Below are 14,634 nucleotides of genomic sequence, written 5' to 3'. Positions count from 1 at the left end.
GCCGGCCCTCCGGAGCATACTCACGCAGTATGAGCCCTCATTGGCGTGCCCAAGGGGAGGAGGCGGTTGCCACTCTCCTGGAGAACGACGGGCCGTCGCCCTCTCGGGATCCTCATCCACCCAGACCGTCAGCCGGACCCGCCGGATGTCAGGCCAGGAATTACCCGAGGGCGACGGTTGAACATGTTAAGCTGTTCTTAGAACGTGCATGACAAGCTGATGCCCTTGGCTCCCCCCTCGTCCGGGGTGCTTTGCAGCTCATCCAGCCAAAGGCTTTCCTGCATGCGCTACCTGGCACAGAGCCTCGGAAAGGCTCGTGATTACACGCGTCGCGTCGGCATCGTGCCGCGCCTGCTGGTGACGTCGTTGTTGGCCGTAGTGGTGGCGGTGGTGGCGGTGCAGGCCTGGACCCTGCGGGTGGCCTATGACGCACAAATGCAGGCGGTCCAGGGCGCCCTGCACACCAACCTGGCGGTGATGCGCAACGAGTTGAGTGCGATGGGCAGCGACTGGCGCCTGGCTGCAGACGGCAAGCTCTTCCTCGGAGGTCAGCCGCTCAGCGGGCGAGACGACCTCGTGGACAAGATCGGCCGCATGACGGGCGGCGTCGCCACGATCTTTGCCGGTGACACACGGGTCGCGACCAACGTCCGCGGGCCGGACGGCCGGAGGGCGGTCGGCACCAGGCTTGGCGCCGGGCCCGCGCGGGAGGCGGTAATCGGCCGGGGTGAGACGTACCAGGGCACGGCGGAGATCCTGGGCGCCCCGTACCTGACGATCTACGAACCCATCAAGGATGTGGCCGGCCAGCCCGCGGGCATCCTCTTCGTGGGTGTGCCCCTGACCAACCTTCAGGGTGCAGTGACGAGGATGGTACGTGAGGGGCTGCTGGCCGGACTGCTGGTGATCCTTGTCGTCGGGACCGTGCGCTGGCTGGCGCTCCGTTCCTCCATGCGCCCCCTCAGCGGGCTCGCTGCCAGCGTTCGGGACATCGCGGCCGGCAAGCTCGACCAGCCCGCCCCCTGCGCTGATCGTACCGACCAGCTCGGCCAGATCGGGCGTGCTATCGAGGTGCTCCGGGACGGGGCTCTGCGGGCGCGTCAGGCCGAGAAGGAGGCCGCGGCGGAGCGGGCGGCGAAGGACCGCCGAGGCGAGGCCATGGAGCGGCTGACCACGGACTTCGGCACCACAGTCTCGGGCGTCCTCGTCAAGCTGACCGGTTCGGCCGATGGCATGCGCTCTGCCGCCGCCGGCATGGCCGAGGCCGCCGAGAAGACCATGGTGGAAATGGAGAGTACCGTCTCCGATGCGAATGCCTCCTCGCAGAGCCTTGCGACCGTGGCGGCGGCCACGGAGCAGCTGACCGCCAGCGTGAGCGAGATCTCCCGTCAGGTGGGCCAGGCCGCAACTGCGGCTCAGGATGCGGTGGTGCAGGCGAAGAGCACCGACACGACGGTCGCCGGCTTGAGCGACGCGGCCGGCCAGATCAGCGAGGTGGTGCGGCTGATCTCGGACATCGCCGGGCAGACCAACCTGCTGGCGCTGAACGCGACCATCGAGGCGGCGCGTGCCGGGGACGCCGGCAAGGGCTTCGCGGTCGTGGCGGCGGAAGTTAAGCAACTCGCCAACCAGACGGCGCAGGCAACCAGCCGCATTGGCGCTCAGGTGAGTGCGATCCAGTCCGCAACCGGCGAGGCGGTGGAGGCAGTCCGCGGTGTCGCTGCGGCCATCGATCAGGTGAGCGAGATTGCGGGCGCCATCGCCGCCGCGGTCGAGCAGCAGGGCGCAGCCACGCGGGAGATCGCAATCCAGGTGCAGGCTGTCTCCAAGGTGACGGACAGTGCCACCCATGCCATGCGCGATGTGTGCGCGACGGCCGAGCAGTCCGGCACAATCAGCGGCAGGGTTCTTGAGGCGGCCGATCAGGTGGCCGGGCAGTCCGACGGGCTTCGCCAGGACGTGGACCACTTCCTCAACGCCATGCGTGCCGTCCAGGAGGGCGATGGCCGCGGCAGGTACGAGCGCATCCCCGCTGCTGGTGCGCCGGCAAGGCTAAAGTGCGCGACCTACGGCACCGGCTCAGCGATCCTGCGGGACATCTCGCTCGGCGGGGCCTCGCTCGCCTGCGACTGGCCCTGCGATGTCGGTGCTGAGGTCCTGGTCGGTCTTCCCGGGGAGAGCGACTTTGCCTGGGCGCGCATCGTCAACTCGCGAGGAGGGGTGCTGGACGTTGCCTTCCGGCAAGACGTGCCGACACAGGCACTCGTCACCCGCACCATGGAAGGCCTGGTGAACCGCTCGGGCAAGGCTGCCTGAGGCGGTTCCGCTTCTCGGCGGGTCAGCATCCACAGGTCTGCGTTACCGGAAGAGGGCTCTGTCTGGATGCCTCCTGACCTACTTCCGGGTGGCCGCCTGGTTGAGCCTCGCCCGCTGACCCGGAAGTGGCCTTGTCGGTCCTTCCTTGACGCTGCCGAGGGTTCTGTCAGCCCTCGCGCCAGGGAGGGGCTGGACGGCGTTCCTGGCCCTTGGACGACAGATATCTGAAGGTCCGCGGACGTTGGTGCATTCTCCAACGAGCCATCGGCCGCCGCGGTAACCTGGTCAGGGCCATGCTCAGCGAACACCGAGACATGCGGGTTCTTAGGTTAGGGTAAGTCGGTCAAGCGCATGACGTCCGAGCGGGTCACCGCGAGCAGTCAGCGCCCTATCCTGCAGGCGATCCGCTCGACGCTGAGCCGCCATGTGAAGGGCCGTACCAGCCGCCGCAGAAATCGCGGACTGGAGCAAGATCATCGCGGTATTGACCAGATCCTGCAGCAGGTTCTCCCGGCTGCATGAGGCCTGCAGCAGCAACGTTATGAGCGGGGCACCATTTCCACTCCAAGCCATTCCCCAGGTCAAATGATCATGCTATCCAAGTGCTCGCGTTTTCGTGAAAACAGGCCGGGTATGGTTCGACTTCTCTTGCTCACCGCGATCGCTGCGCTCACCTTTCCTCTTGGGGGATGCATCAGCATGCCCCTTACCGGGAGCAGCGGAAGCGGCTTCACGAGCGTCACCGAGGCCGGCGCCCGGCTCACCTCCGTCGAGGCTGGGAACACCGCGGCCTGCCAGCGTCTGGGGCAGGTCGAGGCTCACCCGCCTTACATGCTGCCGACCGACGCGCCGAACACGCTGCGCAACAGGGCGGCGGATCTCGGCGCCGATACCATCGTCTACACCAACCTGCTCGTCGGTACTGCAAAGGCTGACGCCTTTCGGTGCGGCGCACGGTGAGTGCCGCCGTCGATGGCCAAGCTGAACCGCTCTTAAGGAAACCGCTTGTGCTCACTCTCTTGCCGCGGATCGCCATGTGCACCGCATTGGTAATCTCCCTCTCCGGCTGTGGCGGAGCAAACGGCATCGCCATGCGAGGCAACCCGTCCGCGAGGGAGCTCGTCGAACGTCGCGAGCGGGAGACCCGCACGTACGCGCACAACGAGGCTGCTGTCCTGACTGCGGCGGGCCAGGTGGCCCAGGAAGATGGCTGCCAGATCGTCGTGGAGGAGCAGGCGATCGGGGTCGTGGGGGGGCTTAACCGTCGTGAGATGAGCGATGGGCAGATGGCAGGGCAGGTTGCCGCCGGAATTGCGCTCGCCGTTCTCCTCGGACCGGCAAGTGCCGGACCTGTCGTGGCTCGCACGGACCGGCGCTACACGATTGTCTCCACACCGCTGCCAGGCGGCGGAACACGTCTCCGCCTCACCGTGGAGGGCCGGGAGCAGCACACCAGCGGCAGTGAGCTCGTGATGATATCCGGCACAAACTCTGCGTACAGCAGCTTCTTCGACCGCGTCGCGGCACGGCTCGCTGCCCAACCAGCCCTCAACGGAGGACGCACATGAGCCGGACAATCCTCCGAAACGCCACGCTTCTCCTCGCACTGGCCGGTACAGCGTGCGTCATGCCACCGGCGGAAAGGGCGGCGCTTCCCGTCGAGCGCAGTACTGCTGACGTCAGCGGCATGCAGAACCGGCTTTTCGACACCTCCGACGCCACCCGGGTCATGCGCGGCATCGTGTCGACCTTGCAGGACCGCGGGTACCGCATCGCTGAGGTTGACCGGGCTCGTGGTCGGGTCACCGCCACGCGCGGTTCGGCCACTCGCCTTGTCGTCCAGCAGCAACCCGCGGGTGAGGGTCGTATCCGTGTCACAGCCGACAGCTATGCCCGCTGGGACGCGAAGGACCAGCAGGTGGATGCGGCCGAGTACTACGAGGTCAACCTCTTTGCTCCGCTCGGCGAAGCTCTAGGACTGCCCGCTTTGGGAGTGCCTGCCGGCGCCTCTTCCTGAGTGCATCGTTCATCGCGGTCAGGGTGCCAGTCGGGATGCGCATGAGGCGCTGTACCGAAGTGCCCCAGCAGGCACTCAGGCTGGCCGTCCTCGGTCACTTGGTTCTGCTGGGAGCTTGCTCGACCCCGGCGGATGGCGCGACGCGCCGGGTACAGCCGGAGTGCGTGTTCGATGAAAGCGCGACCGCCCCATTACAGGGTAGCTCAAGCCTGAATGTGGCGGACGAGATCAATGGTAAGCCGGTGGTCCTTGAGGTGAGTACCGGCCTCGGGCTGACCAGTCTTCTTCCCGACGTCGCCAAGCGGCTTGGATTACCGGAGGACCCGCGCCGGCAGTCCAGCTACCCGAGCCCTGGAGGGCCGGTAACCCAGCGGAACGTACTCAGCAGGAGCATCCTGGCGTTGGACCATGAGTGGTCCGGGCGCAGCTTGGCGGTGCGCCCCTTCTTCGGTCATGCCGGTGGGCGGCCCGGCTTTGACGGTGTTCTCGGCGCCGACCTGCTGCGGGAGGCGGAACTGGAGATTGATCTACCTGCCCACCGCATCGCGTTTCACCGGCCCCTGAACTGCCGCCCTGGCGCCCCGCCTTGGGCACCCGCAGCGAGCGCACCGGTAGAGCTCCGCGGCCTCGGGGTGCCGGTGATCACTGTCCGGGTGAATGGCCAACCTGTGAGTGCAAGGATCCAGTCAGGCGATAATGCCACCAGCATGACGGAGGCGCTCGCGAGCCGCCTAGCGCTGGGAAATGCAACTGGGCGTCGGACGCGTTCCTTCGGCTCCGATCCGGCCGGACGCGCAGGGCGCGAGTATCGTCTCGACGAGATCGCCGTTGGGGATGAGGTGCTGCGCGACCAGCTCGTCGTCGTCACTCCGGGCCTGGGAGGTTCAGAGGAGCAGATGATCCTCGGTCAGGACTGGCTGCAGCGCCGCAAGGTCTGGTTGTCATTCATCAACCGCTGGCTGTTTCTCGGGCCCGTCTCCAAGTGATGCTGGGTCTGGCAGGACCAGTTGCTGAACGCGGTCCTGCTCCGCGCTGCCAATCCGAGACCCAGCGAACCCGATAAACCAGGCCAGGCAAACCCGGTCGGCCGCTCCGCCTCCGGGCTGCTCTCGCGAGCACCCTCGTCGCTGGGCTGGAACTTGCTCCGGATGCAGGGATCGTGGTCACGTGGTCCTGGCCGTTTGGCGCTATTGTTCTTCACGCAGCAGCCGCCTGCCGATGGCATATGATGGAACGCTCCTGTGAATGACGCCGCCCATCCGCAGACCTTCCCGGACAGGCGGCTTGGAAGGAAGGCATCGCGGCCACGCCAGGCAGGTGCAGGTCGCGGCGCCGTTGGTCGTCTGCTTGCGTCCTGGCTGACCGTCCTCGCTGCAGGACTGGCGTTCACGGCAACGGCTTCCTACTCGCAGCTCTCCAGTAGCTTCGAGGCGGAGGCCCGGACGCTGCACCGCGTGGTGTCCCAGCGGGCCGATCAGCACGACGCCTTCCTGACCAGCTTCTCGGCCGTGCTGGTTTCCCCTGACGCCCCCCTTCAGGTCGCGCGCGCGGTCGCCGAAGCGGTTCAACGGTTCTACCCCCGCATCACGGCAGTCGGGGCCATCGCCTTCGCCGACGTGCCCCGCCACCTCTTCTCCACGCAGGAGGCCCTTTCGGGCAACCTCGTTCCCGGCACGGTCGCCGATGCGGTGCGGCCGCTCGCTCCGGGCCAGTCTGGCCTGGTCACGCCCGAATGTGGGGAGAGGGGACATTATACCCTCGTGAAGCGGCTCCCTCCAGCGGCCGGGGCGGATGCGCTGACGATGCGGGTGGATGCGGCGCGCCTGGTCGAACCGGAGGCGCCCTTTGCCGAGGGGACCGCGCTGACCCTCCGGGATCCGCAGGGCCGCCCCTGTTTCGAGGGGCAGGCGGGGGTGGCGAAGGCTTCGGGCTTGCCCCCATTCGTCTTCGAGAAGCCGCTCGGCAGCCGCTCGCAGCCGCTGGTGCTGCGCGTTACCCGTACGCCGTCCCTGGCCGAGCTCCTCTCGCCTGCGTCGCTTCTCCTGGTGGGGCTGGGTGGCACGGCGGCGGTTGGGGTTGCCGTGCTCGTCCTGCGAGCGCGGCGTCTGGCGCGTGAGGCGGTGCAGCGTGCCCAGTTGGGCGAGCATGAGGTGAGGCTCGCCCATGCCATGCGCGTGAACGCCGTGGGCGAGATGGCTTCGGGCATCGCGCATGAACTGGCGCAGCCGCTCACGGCCGTGCTGAGCCAGAGCCAGGCCGGGCTGCGGTTGGCCCGTGCCGCGCCGGAGACGCCCGAGGCGGTAACGGGGGTGCTGGAGGCCAATGTGCGTCATGCCAAGCGCGCCGGCGCCATCCTTTCCCGCCTGAGCGCCTATGTGTCGCGCCGGGAGCCGCAGGCACGGCCGATGATGGTCAATGCCTGCGCGCAGGGTGTTGCGGAACTCATTCGGCGCGATCTGGATGAGCGGGGCATCTCCCTTGTTCTGGAACTCAGCCTGGCGGAGCCCTGGTGCCTCGCCGATCCGATTTCCATCGAGCAGGTCGTGCATAATCTGGTCCGCAACGCCGCCGATGCCGTGCGGGATCTGCCGGAGGAGCGTCGGGTGATCCGCGTCTCGACCTCTACCGAGGGCCAGGAGGCGGTGATCCGCGTCGTGGATGGAGGGAAGGGCATCGCGCCCGAGCACCTGCCGCGCGTGTTTGAGCCGTTCTTTACGACGAGGCCCGATGGCATGGGGCTCGGCCTACCGCTCTGCGAAAGGCTGGTGGAAGCCGCGGGCGGGCGTATCGCGGCGGAAAGCCTGCCCGGCGCTGGCACGACGCTGACCGTTCGGCTGCCGTTGATCGCGCAGCCCGCCGAGGTCGTGGCGTGACGAGAAGAGGATGACGAAGCCGATGCGGCGCGTGTTTCTGGTCGACGACGATGACGACGTGCGCGATGCGCTCGGGCTGCTGCTGCGCACGGCCGGCTTCACGGTCGAGACCTATGCGAGCGCGCTTGCCTTCCTCGGGCGGCCCGACAGGAGCGCCCTGGGATGCCTTGTCGCCGATGTGCGGATGCCGGGCCTGTCCGGCTTGCAGCTCCTGGAGCGGCTGGCGGCCGAGGGAGACCGGCTGCCGACCGTGGTGATCACCGGCCATGGTGATATCAGCGCCTGCCGGCGCGCGTTTCGCAGCGGTGCCGTGGATTTCCTGACCAAGCCCGTTGACGAGCAGGCCCTGATCGAGGCCGTGGAGGCTGGTCTTGCGCGGCTTCAGGCGGAGCGCCCGGGCGGGGGGGGCGACGACGAGATGCAGGTGAGATTGCGGCAGGTGACGCCGCGCGAGCGGGAGGTTCTCGACATGGTTGCCGCCGGATGGAGCACCAAGGAGATTGCGCGCGCGCTTGAACTCTCCCCGCGCACCGTGGAAACCCATCGGGCCAATCTTGGCGCGAAGCTCGGCACAGGCTCGGTTGCGGAGATGGTGCGCATCGCGCTGGCCTATCCGGGGCCGGCCACTCCGTAGAACTACGGAGCGAAGCTACCGAGACGCACCGATGCCGCGCGGCCGCAGGGAACGGTATGAGGAGATCCCACGCCGGAACCAACCGGCCAGATCAGGGTGTCCCATGCTGAACATTCGGCTTGCTGTCGCCGCCGCGGCTGCTCTTTTCCCCGCCCTGGCAGGCGCACAGGCGCTTCAGGAACGCAACATGCCGCTGGCGGCCGCGCAGAGCATTGCGCAGGGTGCAGTCGAGGCTTGTGCCGCCAAGGGCTTCAACGTCGCCGCCGCGGTGGTGGACCGGGCCGGGGTGGTGCGCGCGCTGCTCCGCGCCGATCGCGCAGGGTCGCACACGCCGGACGCGGCTCGAGCCAAGGCCTTTACCTCCGCCTCGCTCCGCAACGGCACGGCGGCGGTCGCCGATGCCGTGGAGAAGAACCCCGCCCAGCGTAACCTCGGGCAGATCCAGGGCTTTCTGTTGCTTGGCGGCGGGCTGCCCATCCGGGTTGGGGACGAGGTGATCGGTGCAGTGGGCGTGGGCGGGGCGCCCAACGGGCAGCTTGACGAGGAATGCGCGAAGGCCGGGATCGACAAGGCCCAGGCAAGCCTCGGCTGAGGCAGCGGCATCAGCAGGGCCAGGGTTTTCGGCATCGCCGTCATCCTGGCCCTGGTGGCTGCCTGTCCCGCCGCCCGGCAGGGCAGAGTTGGATGCCCATCGGGGCTTGCGCGCTGCCGCAGCCAGGGATGACGCGGCGGAGATTGCGCGCCTTGCCGGGGCGGGCGTGGGTCTGGATGCTTGAGCCCCAGCCGGGCGAACGGCCCGATTGCTACCGCCTGAACGTCTCCCCGGGCCAGGCGATCATCCGCGACACGGCTTTGGTGCTCACCTGCGCCCTTTTGCGGCATGAGAAGGCGGATCCAGATTTACCGCGGGTTCCGCCACCGCTTGGCGGGTTCGGGCGTCGGCCTGGACGTGGTGGCCGGCGCCGGACTGAACCAGGGCACTCCTCGCTTCCAGGTCGCATGGGCTGTGCCGTGGGCGTTCAGCCAAGGCGGGCCGTGAGGACTAGGAGCGGCAAAGGGCCAGACGCCGAGCTAAGCCCCAAGGAAGGATACCGTACCCTCCCGGCATGCAGCTTGAGCTCTCCCGCTGCGTTCCCTAGTGCAACGAAGGTGGAGTGCCAGTGCCGTGGTCCTGTCGCTGAGGTGCGCCAATCCTGCGGCGGCCCGCTCATACGCAAGCCTGCCTGTGCTGTTGCTGTCGGTCATCGCACTGACCTGTGCGAGTGCTCCCTGCTTCGCGCAAGCCCGGCCCGACACAGGCAGCAGTGGTCAGTTGTGGTTCGATGCAACTCAGCTGCCCTCGTTCACAGGAGTCGTGGAGCGCTTCCTGGTGAACCCACGTGGCGAAGTGGATGCTCTGCTTCTTCGCGAAGGGCCACAAGTCTCCTTCCCCCCTGATGCGGCCGACGAACTCCGCCACGTCGCGGTACCGGGGCGCCCCCTGATAGTCTGGGGCGTCCGGGCCCGCAGCGCGCCCGTCATCACCATGCTTGCGTTCGCACCCAACGCCGAAACCACGCCGATGGTCCTCGAGCGCTTCTACTGGAGACGGTCTGGACCAGGGGTAAAGGAGGGGGCGACGCGCCTGTCAGTCGCTGGTGCTGTTCGCTCCCCCTACTATGCACCACAGGGGGAGGTCATTGGTGCGGTTCTTGAGGATGGAACGGTGGTGCTGTTGCCGCGCGGCGCCATGACGGCGGACATAGCTCGTCGGCTGTTCAAAACGGGTCTCCGTCTCGAAGCCGAAGGTTTGGGATACCAAGGCGAGGTTGGCCGTGCCGTGCTGGCGGATCGGCTGGGGGAGCCGGGCGCCGTGCAAGCTGTGCCTAGTGCCGAACCTGGGGCGGGTCCCGCCTCCGAGCCGCCCCAGATGAATCGTTGATGCCATGAGCGAGCGCGATAAAGCTCCGGGCGAGATGGAAGATGAGGAGGGTGTCAATCGGGAGGGCTTCATTCGGCGTTTCTGGCGTCTGGCTCGCGGCTACTACACAGGAGACGAGCGCCGTTCCGCCTGGTTGCTCACCGCAGGGGTCATCGGGCTGACGCTGCTGCAGATTGGCATCCAGGTCAGGTTCAATCTCTGGAACCGTGACTTCTTCAATGCCTTGGAGGCGCGCGACAGGTCCGCCTTCTACGGCCAGATGGGTACCTTCCTGCTGCTTACCACCGCCAGCATGGTGGTCGCCGTCTTTCAGCTCTACGTCCGCCAGATGTTGCAACTTCGCTGGCGGGAGTGGTTGGTCTTTCGCCTGCAGGCGCGCTGGCTGGCGGGTAGCCGCCACTACCAGATGAACTTCCTGCCGGGCAGCGCCGACAACCCCGACCAGCGGATCAGCGAGAACACGCGCTGGGCGACGGCCATGGCCGTCGACATGGCAGTGGGGCTCTTCCAGTCGGCGGTGATGCTCATCTCCTTCGTGGGCATTCTTTGGACGCTGTCCGGCCCGCTGATCGTCGCCTTCGGCAGCAATGAGTTTGCGATCCCGGGCTACATGGTGTTCGCCGCGCTCATCTATGCGCTGATCGGCTCGACCCTGACCTACTTCATGGGTCGGCCCATGGTGGACATCAACATCCGCCGTAACGAGGCGGAATCCGACCATCGCTTTGCCCTCATCCGCATTCGCGAGAACAGTGAAGGCGTCGCCCTCATTCGAGGGGAAGGAGACGAGGATCGCGGCCTGCGCCGGTCGTTCTCCCACGTCGTCTCGGTCATGAAGGACCTCATGCGAAGCGAGCGGCGGCTGATGTGGCTCACCTCGGCCTATGGCATGGTGGCCGGGGTGTTCCCGATCCTGGTCGCCAGCCCGCGCTACTTCGCCGGGGCGATCACGCTCGGTGTTCTTATGCAGATCGGTTCCGCGTTTGCGGAAGTGACGCGAGCCCTGAACTGGTTCGTCGACAACTTCCCGCGCATCGCTGACTGGCGATCCCACCTTGAGCGCGTGGTCGCGCTTGAGGACAGCCTCGATGCAGCCGACGTCCTGGACGCAGGGGAGGTTCGGATCAGCGTCATCGAGGGCCCTCTGCCGGATGGGCGAGAGGTTCTGGCCTTCCGTGATCTCCAGATCGCGCAGGCCGACGGCAACATCCTGGTCGGTGAGGCGAATGCGGAGATCCAGGCCGGCGAGAAGGTCCTGATTGTTGGGGAAAGCGGTACCGGCAAGTCGACCCTGTTCCGGGCCATCTCCGGCGTGTGGCCCTGGGGCTCCGGTGAAATCCGGGTGCCGCCGCGGAACCACATGATGTTCATGCCACAGCGTCCCTACCTGCCGCTCGGGACACTCCGCGGCGCCATCGCCTATCCTGCTGCCCCCAAGAAGTTCCCGGACGCGGCCGTGATAGCTGCCCTGGAGCGCTGTGGTCTGGCGCACCTGACAGGCCGCCTGGACGAGGACGAGCGGTGGGACCGGATGCTTTCTCTGGGTGAGCAGCAGCGGCTTGCCTTTGCCCGCCTGCTTCTCCATCGCCCGCGCTGGGTCTTCATGGACGAGGCCACGGCCGCGCTGGACGAAACCAACCAGGACGCGATGATGGGCCTGTTTCGGGAGGAGCTTTCCGGATGTGCCCTTGTCTCGATCGGCCACCGGCCGGGCCTTGATCTTTTCCACGACCGTACGCTGACCCTCATGCGGTCCCCCGATGGCGCCAGGCTGACGGCGCCGCAGCAACAGCGCATGGTCAGTGCACGCCGGCGGCGTGGCGGCGCGGGTCCGGTGACCGTGGCGCGCCGCGGAGTGGCACGCATCCTGAGAGGCCGCCCGCGGCGAACATGACCTTTCGGGAAGGCGAAGTTGCCTCTGCTCCAGGGCAAGGCAATTCCGTTTCTCCGATCGCCGGCGAGTGCTGGGTTTAGAGTGCTTTCGTCTCCTGACTCATATCGTGGCGTTGGAGCGGCCTACGCTCTTGCCGCGAGGTGGCTGCGGAAAGTGGCTTGCACCAATTTTCTGGGTGACGATGCAAGGAGGCGGCGCGGCGGAACTGTACCGCCCAGCGTCAACGGTGCTTGCTGATGGTATCGTGTCGCAATCTCGTTCCAGAGGTCCAGCATCAACGCTGGTGAGCTTCACCATGGAAAGGCTAGACCGGTACGCGCGGCCGTTCACCTCAGCGCGCACACCACGAGCGGTTGGCACCGTGCGTGCGACTGCACGACGCCGCATGGTCGTGACACCGGCGCCAGTCGGCTGGAAGCGAACCACTTCACGGTGCTTGAAGCGGTTGAGAATTTCGAGCCACGCAAGCGCACATAGTCGAGGGGTGACTGCACAACGGCTCGTGCGGTCGCTCACCGCCGCGTGGAGGCGTTCCAGGATTGCAGGGGTTAGTTGAAATGAGGGGCTGTGTTGCGTTGATCGGTTTGGCGGTCTGGGTGGGTCAGGTTCCTGGGGAGGCAACCCGTCCTCCTCCCGCACAGCGCTGCTCGCCGGTTCGGCCAAGCTGCCCCTCGCAACCTTGCTATTTGGCAACGTGGGGGAGAGAGTGATGGACAGTGTGCAAAACGGGCAGGGAGGCGCCGGGGATCCGGGGCGGCGCGCTCATCCGCCACTTCCCTCCACGCCCGGGGAACTTGTCACCGTCGTGGCCCACTTTCACCGGGCTGAGATCGCGCGGATGGCAGGGTGGAGGTCGCGCATCGACCTGACCACCAACTGGGCCATTACGGTCGTCGCAGGCATGCTCTCCGTCTCGCTCTCGACGCCGAACGCGCACCACGGCGTGCTCCTTTTCGCCATGGTGCTTGTTCTGCTGCTGCTCTCCATCGAGGCGCGGCGCTACCGCTTCTTCGACGTCTACAGGACGCGCGTGCGGCGGCTGGAGCGGAACTACTACGCGCAGGTCTTCGCTCCGCGGCCGGATGCGGAGGACGAGTGGGCGGGGCAGATTGGGGAGGACCTCCGCGAGCCACGCTTCCAGATCTCGCGCAGGACGGCGATGTCGCGCCGGCTCCGCCGGAACTACTTTCCGATGTTCCTGGTGCTGCTGGCCGCCTGGGTCCTGAAGATATCCTCCTCCTGGCTGTTGCAGGACGCAGCGCCGGTGGACCCGGCCAGACCCGTGCCAGGCTTCATCCAGAACCTGGCGCTCGGGCCAATCCCCGGCTGGGCGGTGCTTGCCGCGGTGGCCGCGTTCTACCTGTGGCTCACCCATGAAACCTTCCGGAGCGGGAGGAAATCCGGCGAGCTGCTGCATGGGGATGTGCATGTCTGACCCTGGACGCTCGTAATGCAGGCCCGCGCGCCCGCGGCAGTCTAGCGTCGCGACATGCGCGCGCGGGATCGCTCAGGAGGGGCGCACTGCCTCGCACCGATTGCTACGAGGCGCCGTCGTTGCCTCAGGATGTTTGTTGAGCGCATCCGGTGGAGGCGCGGGTTCAAGACCTTCCCCTCGGCCGAGCGCTTCTGTCGCTTCAACGACGAATGGAGCGACCAAATCCGTCCTCGCATCCGTCACGACCAGCATGTTCCTGCCAGCCGCCTTCGCATGCTTCATCTTCGTCGTGCGGCCACCGCGCTCGCCATCCTTGAGGCAGCCTGATCCGACAGCATCAGCCGGCGTGCGGATGCATCTCTGGTGCGAGCGCTTACAGGACCATCGGGAGACGTTCCTGGACGCTCGGGGTGCTCGTTCTGTCTTGTGGAACGATTGCGGCCGTTGGGAGTTTGATCGGCAGGAGCACCGAAGCCCGGGCTGCGGTCGGCGGGTTTCCTGGGTGGAGGGCGCGGGCATGGTGTGGCTGCGGTGGGCGGCGGTGGTGGTGCTGGGGGCGCTGATAGCAGGGTGTTCGGCGCCGCCCGACCTGCCGACGGGGGAGCGGGCGCTGGTCGCGGGACGGACCTATGTCGTCACGGGGGCGTCGAGCGGCCTCGGGCGCGGCGTGGCGGAGAAGCTCGGCACCTACGGGGCGAATGTCGTGCTGGCGGCACGGCGAGGGGCGGTGCTGGAGGAGGTGGCCGCGAATGTGAGGGTGGGGGGCGGGCAGGCCGTGGTGGTGCCGACGGATGTGAGCGACCCTGCGCAGGTGGAGCGGCTGGCGCGGGCGGCGCTGGATCGGTTCGGGCGGATCGATGTCTGGGTGAACAATGCGGCGGTGGCCTCGATCGGGCGGTTCGAGGAGGTGCCGCTGGCGGATCATGCGCGCGTGGTGGATGTGAACCTGAAGGGGTCGATCTACGGGAGTTACGCGGCGCTGCGGCAGTTCCGGGCGCAAGGGGCGGGGGTTCTGGTGAATGTCTCCTCGGTGGAGGGGCGGGTGCCGGTGGCCTATCACGCGAGTTACGCGGCGACGAAATCGGCGCTGATCGGGCTGGGGGCGGCGATCAACGAGGAGTTGCGGCAGGCCGGGTTGGACGGAGCCATCCGGGTTTCGACGGTGGAGCCCTGGGCGGTCGATACGCCGTTCTGGGACCATGCGGGGAACTACACGGGGCGGGCCTCTCGCATGACGATGATGGATGGGCCGGAGGCGGTGGTGGATTCGATCATCTGGATGTCGGTGCATCCGGAGGCGGAGTACCCCGTGGGGTGGAAGGCGCGGGGGGCGGTGCTGGGGAGCCGGGTTGCGCCACGGCTGGCGGAGCGGCTGGCGGGCGGGGTGGTGCGGCGGGCGCAGTTCGAGGAGGCGCCGGCCGCGCCGGTGGGGTCGGGGTCGGTGCATGAGCCGATGGCGGCGGGCACCGGCGTGGATGGGGGCGTGCGGGCGCGGATGGCGGTGGAGGGCAGGGGAAGGTAGGCAGCCTGCCGGCGGCGAGGGT

General features: G+C 67.4%; 12 protein-coding genes. All 12 read left to right on the top strand.

The features are described 5' to 3' along the window. The first annotated feature begins 282 nt into the window (after positions 1 to 282). The 12 genes from D9599_RS01100 (at position 283) to D9599_RS01045 (ending at position 14,612) form a co-directional block, all read left to right on the top strand. Entirely contained in the window at positions 283 to 2,316 is a 2,034-nt protein-coding gene (locus tag D9599_RS01100) for a methyl-accepting chemotaxis protein (protein ID WP_198379352.1), read from the top strand. 209 nt (positions 2,317 to 2,525) lie between these two features. Next, the gene (locus D9599_RS32380) at positions 2,526 to 2,654 is read left to right on the top strand and encodes a DDE-type integrase/transposase/recombinase (protein WP_198379351.1); all 129 of its coding nucleotides are present in this window, start codon (positions 2,526 to 2,528) and stop codon (positions 2,652 to 2,654) included. Positions 2,655 to 3,015: 361 nt separating this feature from the next. Next, the gene (locus tag D9599_RS01090) at positions 3,016 to 3,276 is read left to right on the top strand and encodes a hypothetical protein (RefSeq protein WP_198379350.1); all 261 of its coding nucleotides are present in this window, start codon (positions 3,016 to 3,018) and stop codon (positions 3,274 to 3,276) included. A gap of 47 nt (positions 3,277 to 3,323) precedes the next feature. Beyond that, a complete protein-coding gene (locus D9599_RS01085; RefSeq protein WP_198379349.1) occupies positions 3,324 to 3,884 on the top strand; it encodes a hypothetical protein in 561 nt (186 codons plus the stop codon). After that, a complete protein-coding gene (locus tag D9599_RS01080; RefSeq protein ID WP_198379348.1) occupies positions 3,881 to 4,333 on the top strand; it encodes a hypothetical protein in 453 nt (150 codons plus the stop codon). The genes D9599_RS01085 and D9599_RS01080 overlap by 4 nt, the downstream gene beginning before the upstream one ends. Before the next feature lie 164 nt (positions 4,334 to 4,497). Beyond that, positions 4,498 to 5,319, top strand: coding sequence for an aspartyl protease family protein (locus tag D9599_RS01075; protein WP_309228504.1), 822 nt, complete (start codon positions 4,498 to 4,500; stop codon positions 5,317 to 5,319). 255 nt (positions 5,320 to 5,574) lie between these two features. Further along, on the top strand, positions 5,575 to 7,206 hold the full coding sequence (locus D9599_RS32190; protein ID WP_198379346.1) for a sensor histidine kinase: 1,632 nt from the start codon (positions 5,575 to 5,577) through the stop codon (positions 7,204 to 7,206). Between the two features lie 10 nt (positions 7,207 to 7,216). Continuing rightward, the gene (locus D9599_RS01065; RefSeq protein WP_232480007.1) at positions 7,217 to 7,840 is read left to right on the top strand and encodes a response regulator transcription factor; all 624 of its coding nucleotides are present in this window, start codon (positions 7,217 to 7,219) and stop codon (positions 7,838 to 7,840) included. Positions 7,841 to 7,943: 103 nt separating this feature from the next. Continuing rightward, the gene (locus D9599_RS01060) at positions 7,944 to 8,432 is read left to right on the top strand and encodes a heme-binding protein (protein WP_198379345.1); all 489 of its coding nucleotides are present in this window, start codon (positions 7,944 to 7,946) and stop codon (positions 8,430 to 8,432) included. Positions 8,433 to 9,765: 1,333 nt separating this feature from the next. Further along, positions 9,766 to 11,655 carry an ABC transporter ATP-binding protein/permease gene (locus tag D9599_RS01055; RefSeq protein ID WP_198379344.1) on the top strand — a complete coding sequence of 630 codons (1,890 nt, stop codon included), beginning with the start codon at positions 9,766 to 9,768 and terminating at the stop codon, positions 11,653 to 11,655. Between the two features lie 709 nt (positions 11,656 to 12,364). Continuing rightward, positions 12,365 to 13,090, top strand: coding sequence for a DUF2270 domain-containing protein (locus tag D9599_RS01050; RefSeq protein ID WP_198379343.1), 726 nt, complete (start codon positions 12,365 to 12,367; stop codon positions 13,088 to 13,090). Positions 13,091 to 13,607: 517 nt separating this feature from the next. Continuing rightward, the gene (locus D9599_RS01045; protein WP_198379342.1) at positions 13,608 to 14,612 is read left to right on the top strand and encodes an SDR family oxidoreductase; all 1,005 of its coding nucleotides are present in this window, start codon (positions 13,608 to 13,610) and stop codon (positions 14,610 to 14,612) included. Positions 14,613 to 14,634 lie beyond the last annotated feature (22 nt).

The organism is Roseomonas sp. KE2513, from assembly GCF_016107305.1.
GTDB lineage: Bacteria > Pseudomonadota > Alphaproteobacteria > Acetobacterales > Acetobacteraceae > Roseomonas.
The sequence above is the reverse complement of the archived record's forward strand: the minus strand, read 5'-3'. Positions and strand labels throughout refer to the sequence as shown.

What these genes read in the sequence shown, in the direction of transcription:
- D9599_RS01100 (WP_198379352.1), top strand. Translation starts at nt 283, where the DNA reads ATGCGCTACCTGGCACAGAGCCTCGGAAAGGCTCGTGATTACACGCGT.
- D9599_RS01090 (WP_198379350.1), top strand. Translation starts at nt 3,016, where the DNA reads ATGCCCCTTACCGGGAGCAGCGGAAGCGGCTTCACGAGCGTCACCGAG.
- D9599_RS01080 (WP_198379348.1), top strand. Translation starts at nt 3,881, where the DNA reads ATGAGCCGGACAATCCTCCGAAACGCCACGCTTCTCCTCGCACTGGCC.
- D9599_RS01065 (WP_232480007.1), top strand. Translation starts at nt 7,217, where the DNA reads ATGACGAAGCCGATGCGGCGCGTGTTTCTGGTCGACGACGATGACGAC.
- D9599_RS01060 (WP_198379345.1), top strand. Translation starts at nt 7,944, where the DNA reads ATGCTGAACATTCGGCTTGCTGTCGCCGCCGCGGCTGCTCTTTTCCCC.
- D9599_RS01055 (WP_198379344.1), top strand. Translation starts at nt 9,766, where the DNA reads ATGAGCGAGCGCGATAAAGCTCCGGGCGAGATGGAAGATGAGGAGGGT.
- D9599_RS01050 (WP_198379343.1), top strand. Translation starts at nt 12,365, where the DNA reads ATGGACAGTGTGCAAAACGGGCAGGGAGGCGCCGGGGATCCGGGGCGG.
- D9599_RS01045 (WP_198379342.1), top strand. Translation starts at nt 13,608, where the DNA reads ATGGTGTGGCTGCGGTGGGCGGCGGTGGTGGTGCTGGGGGCGCTGATA.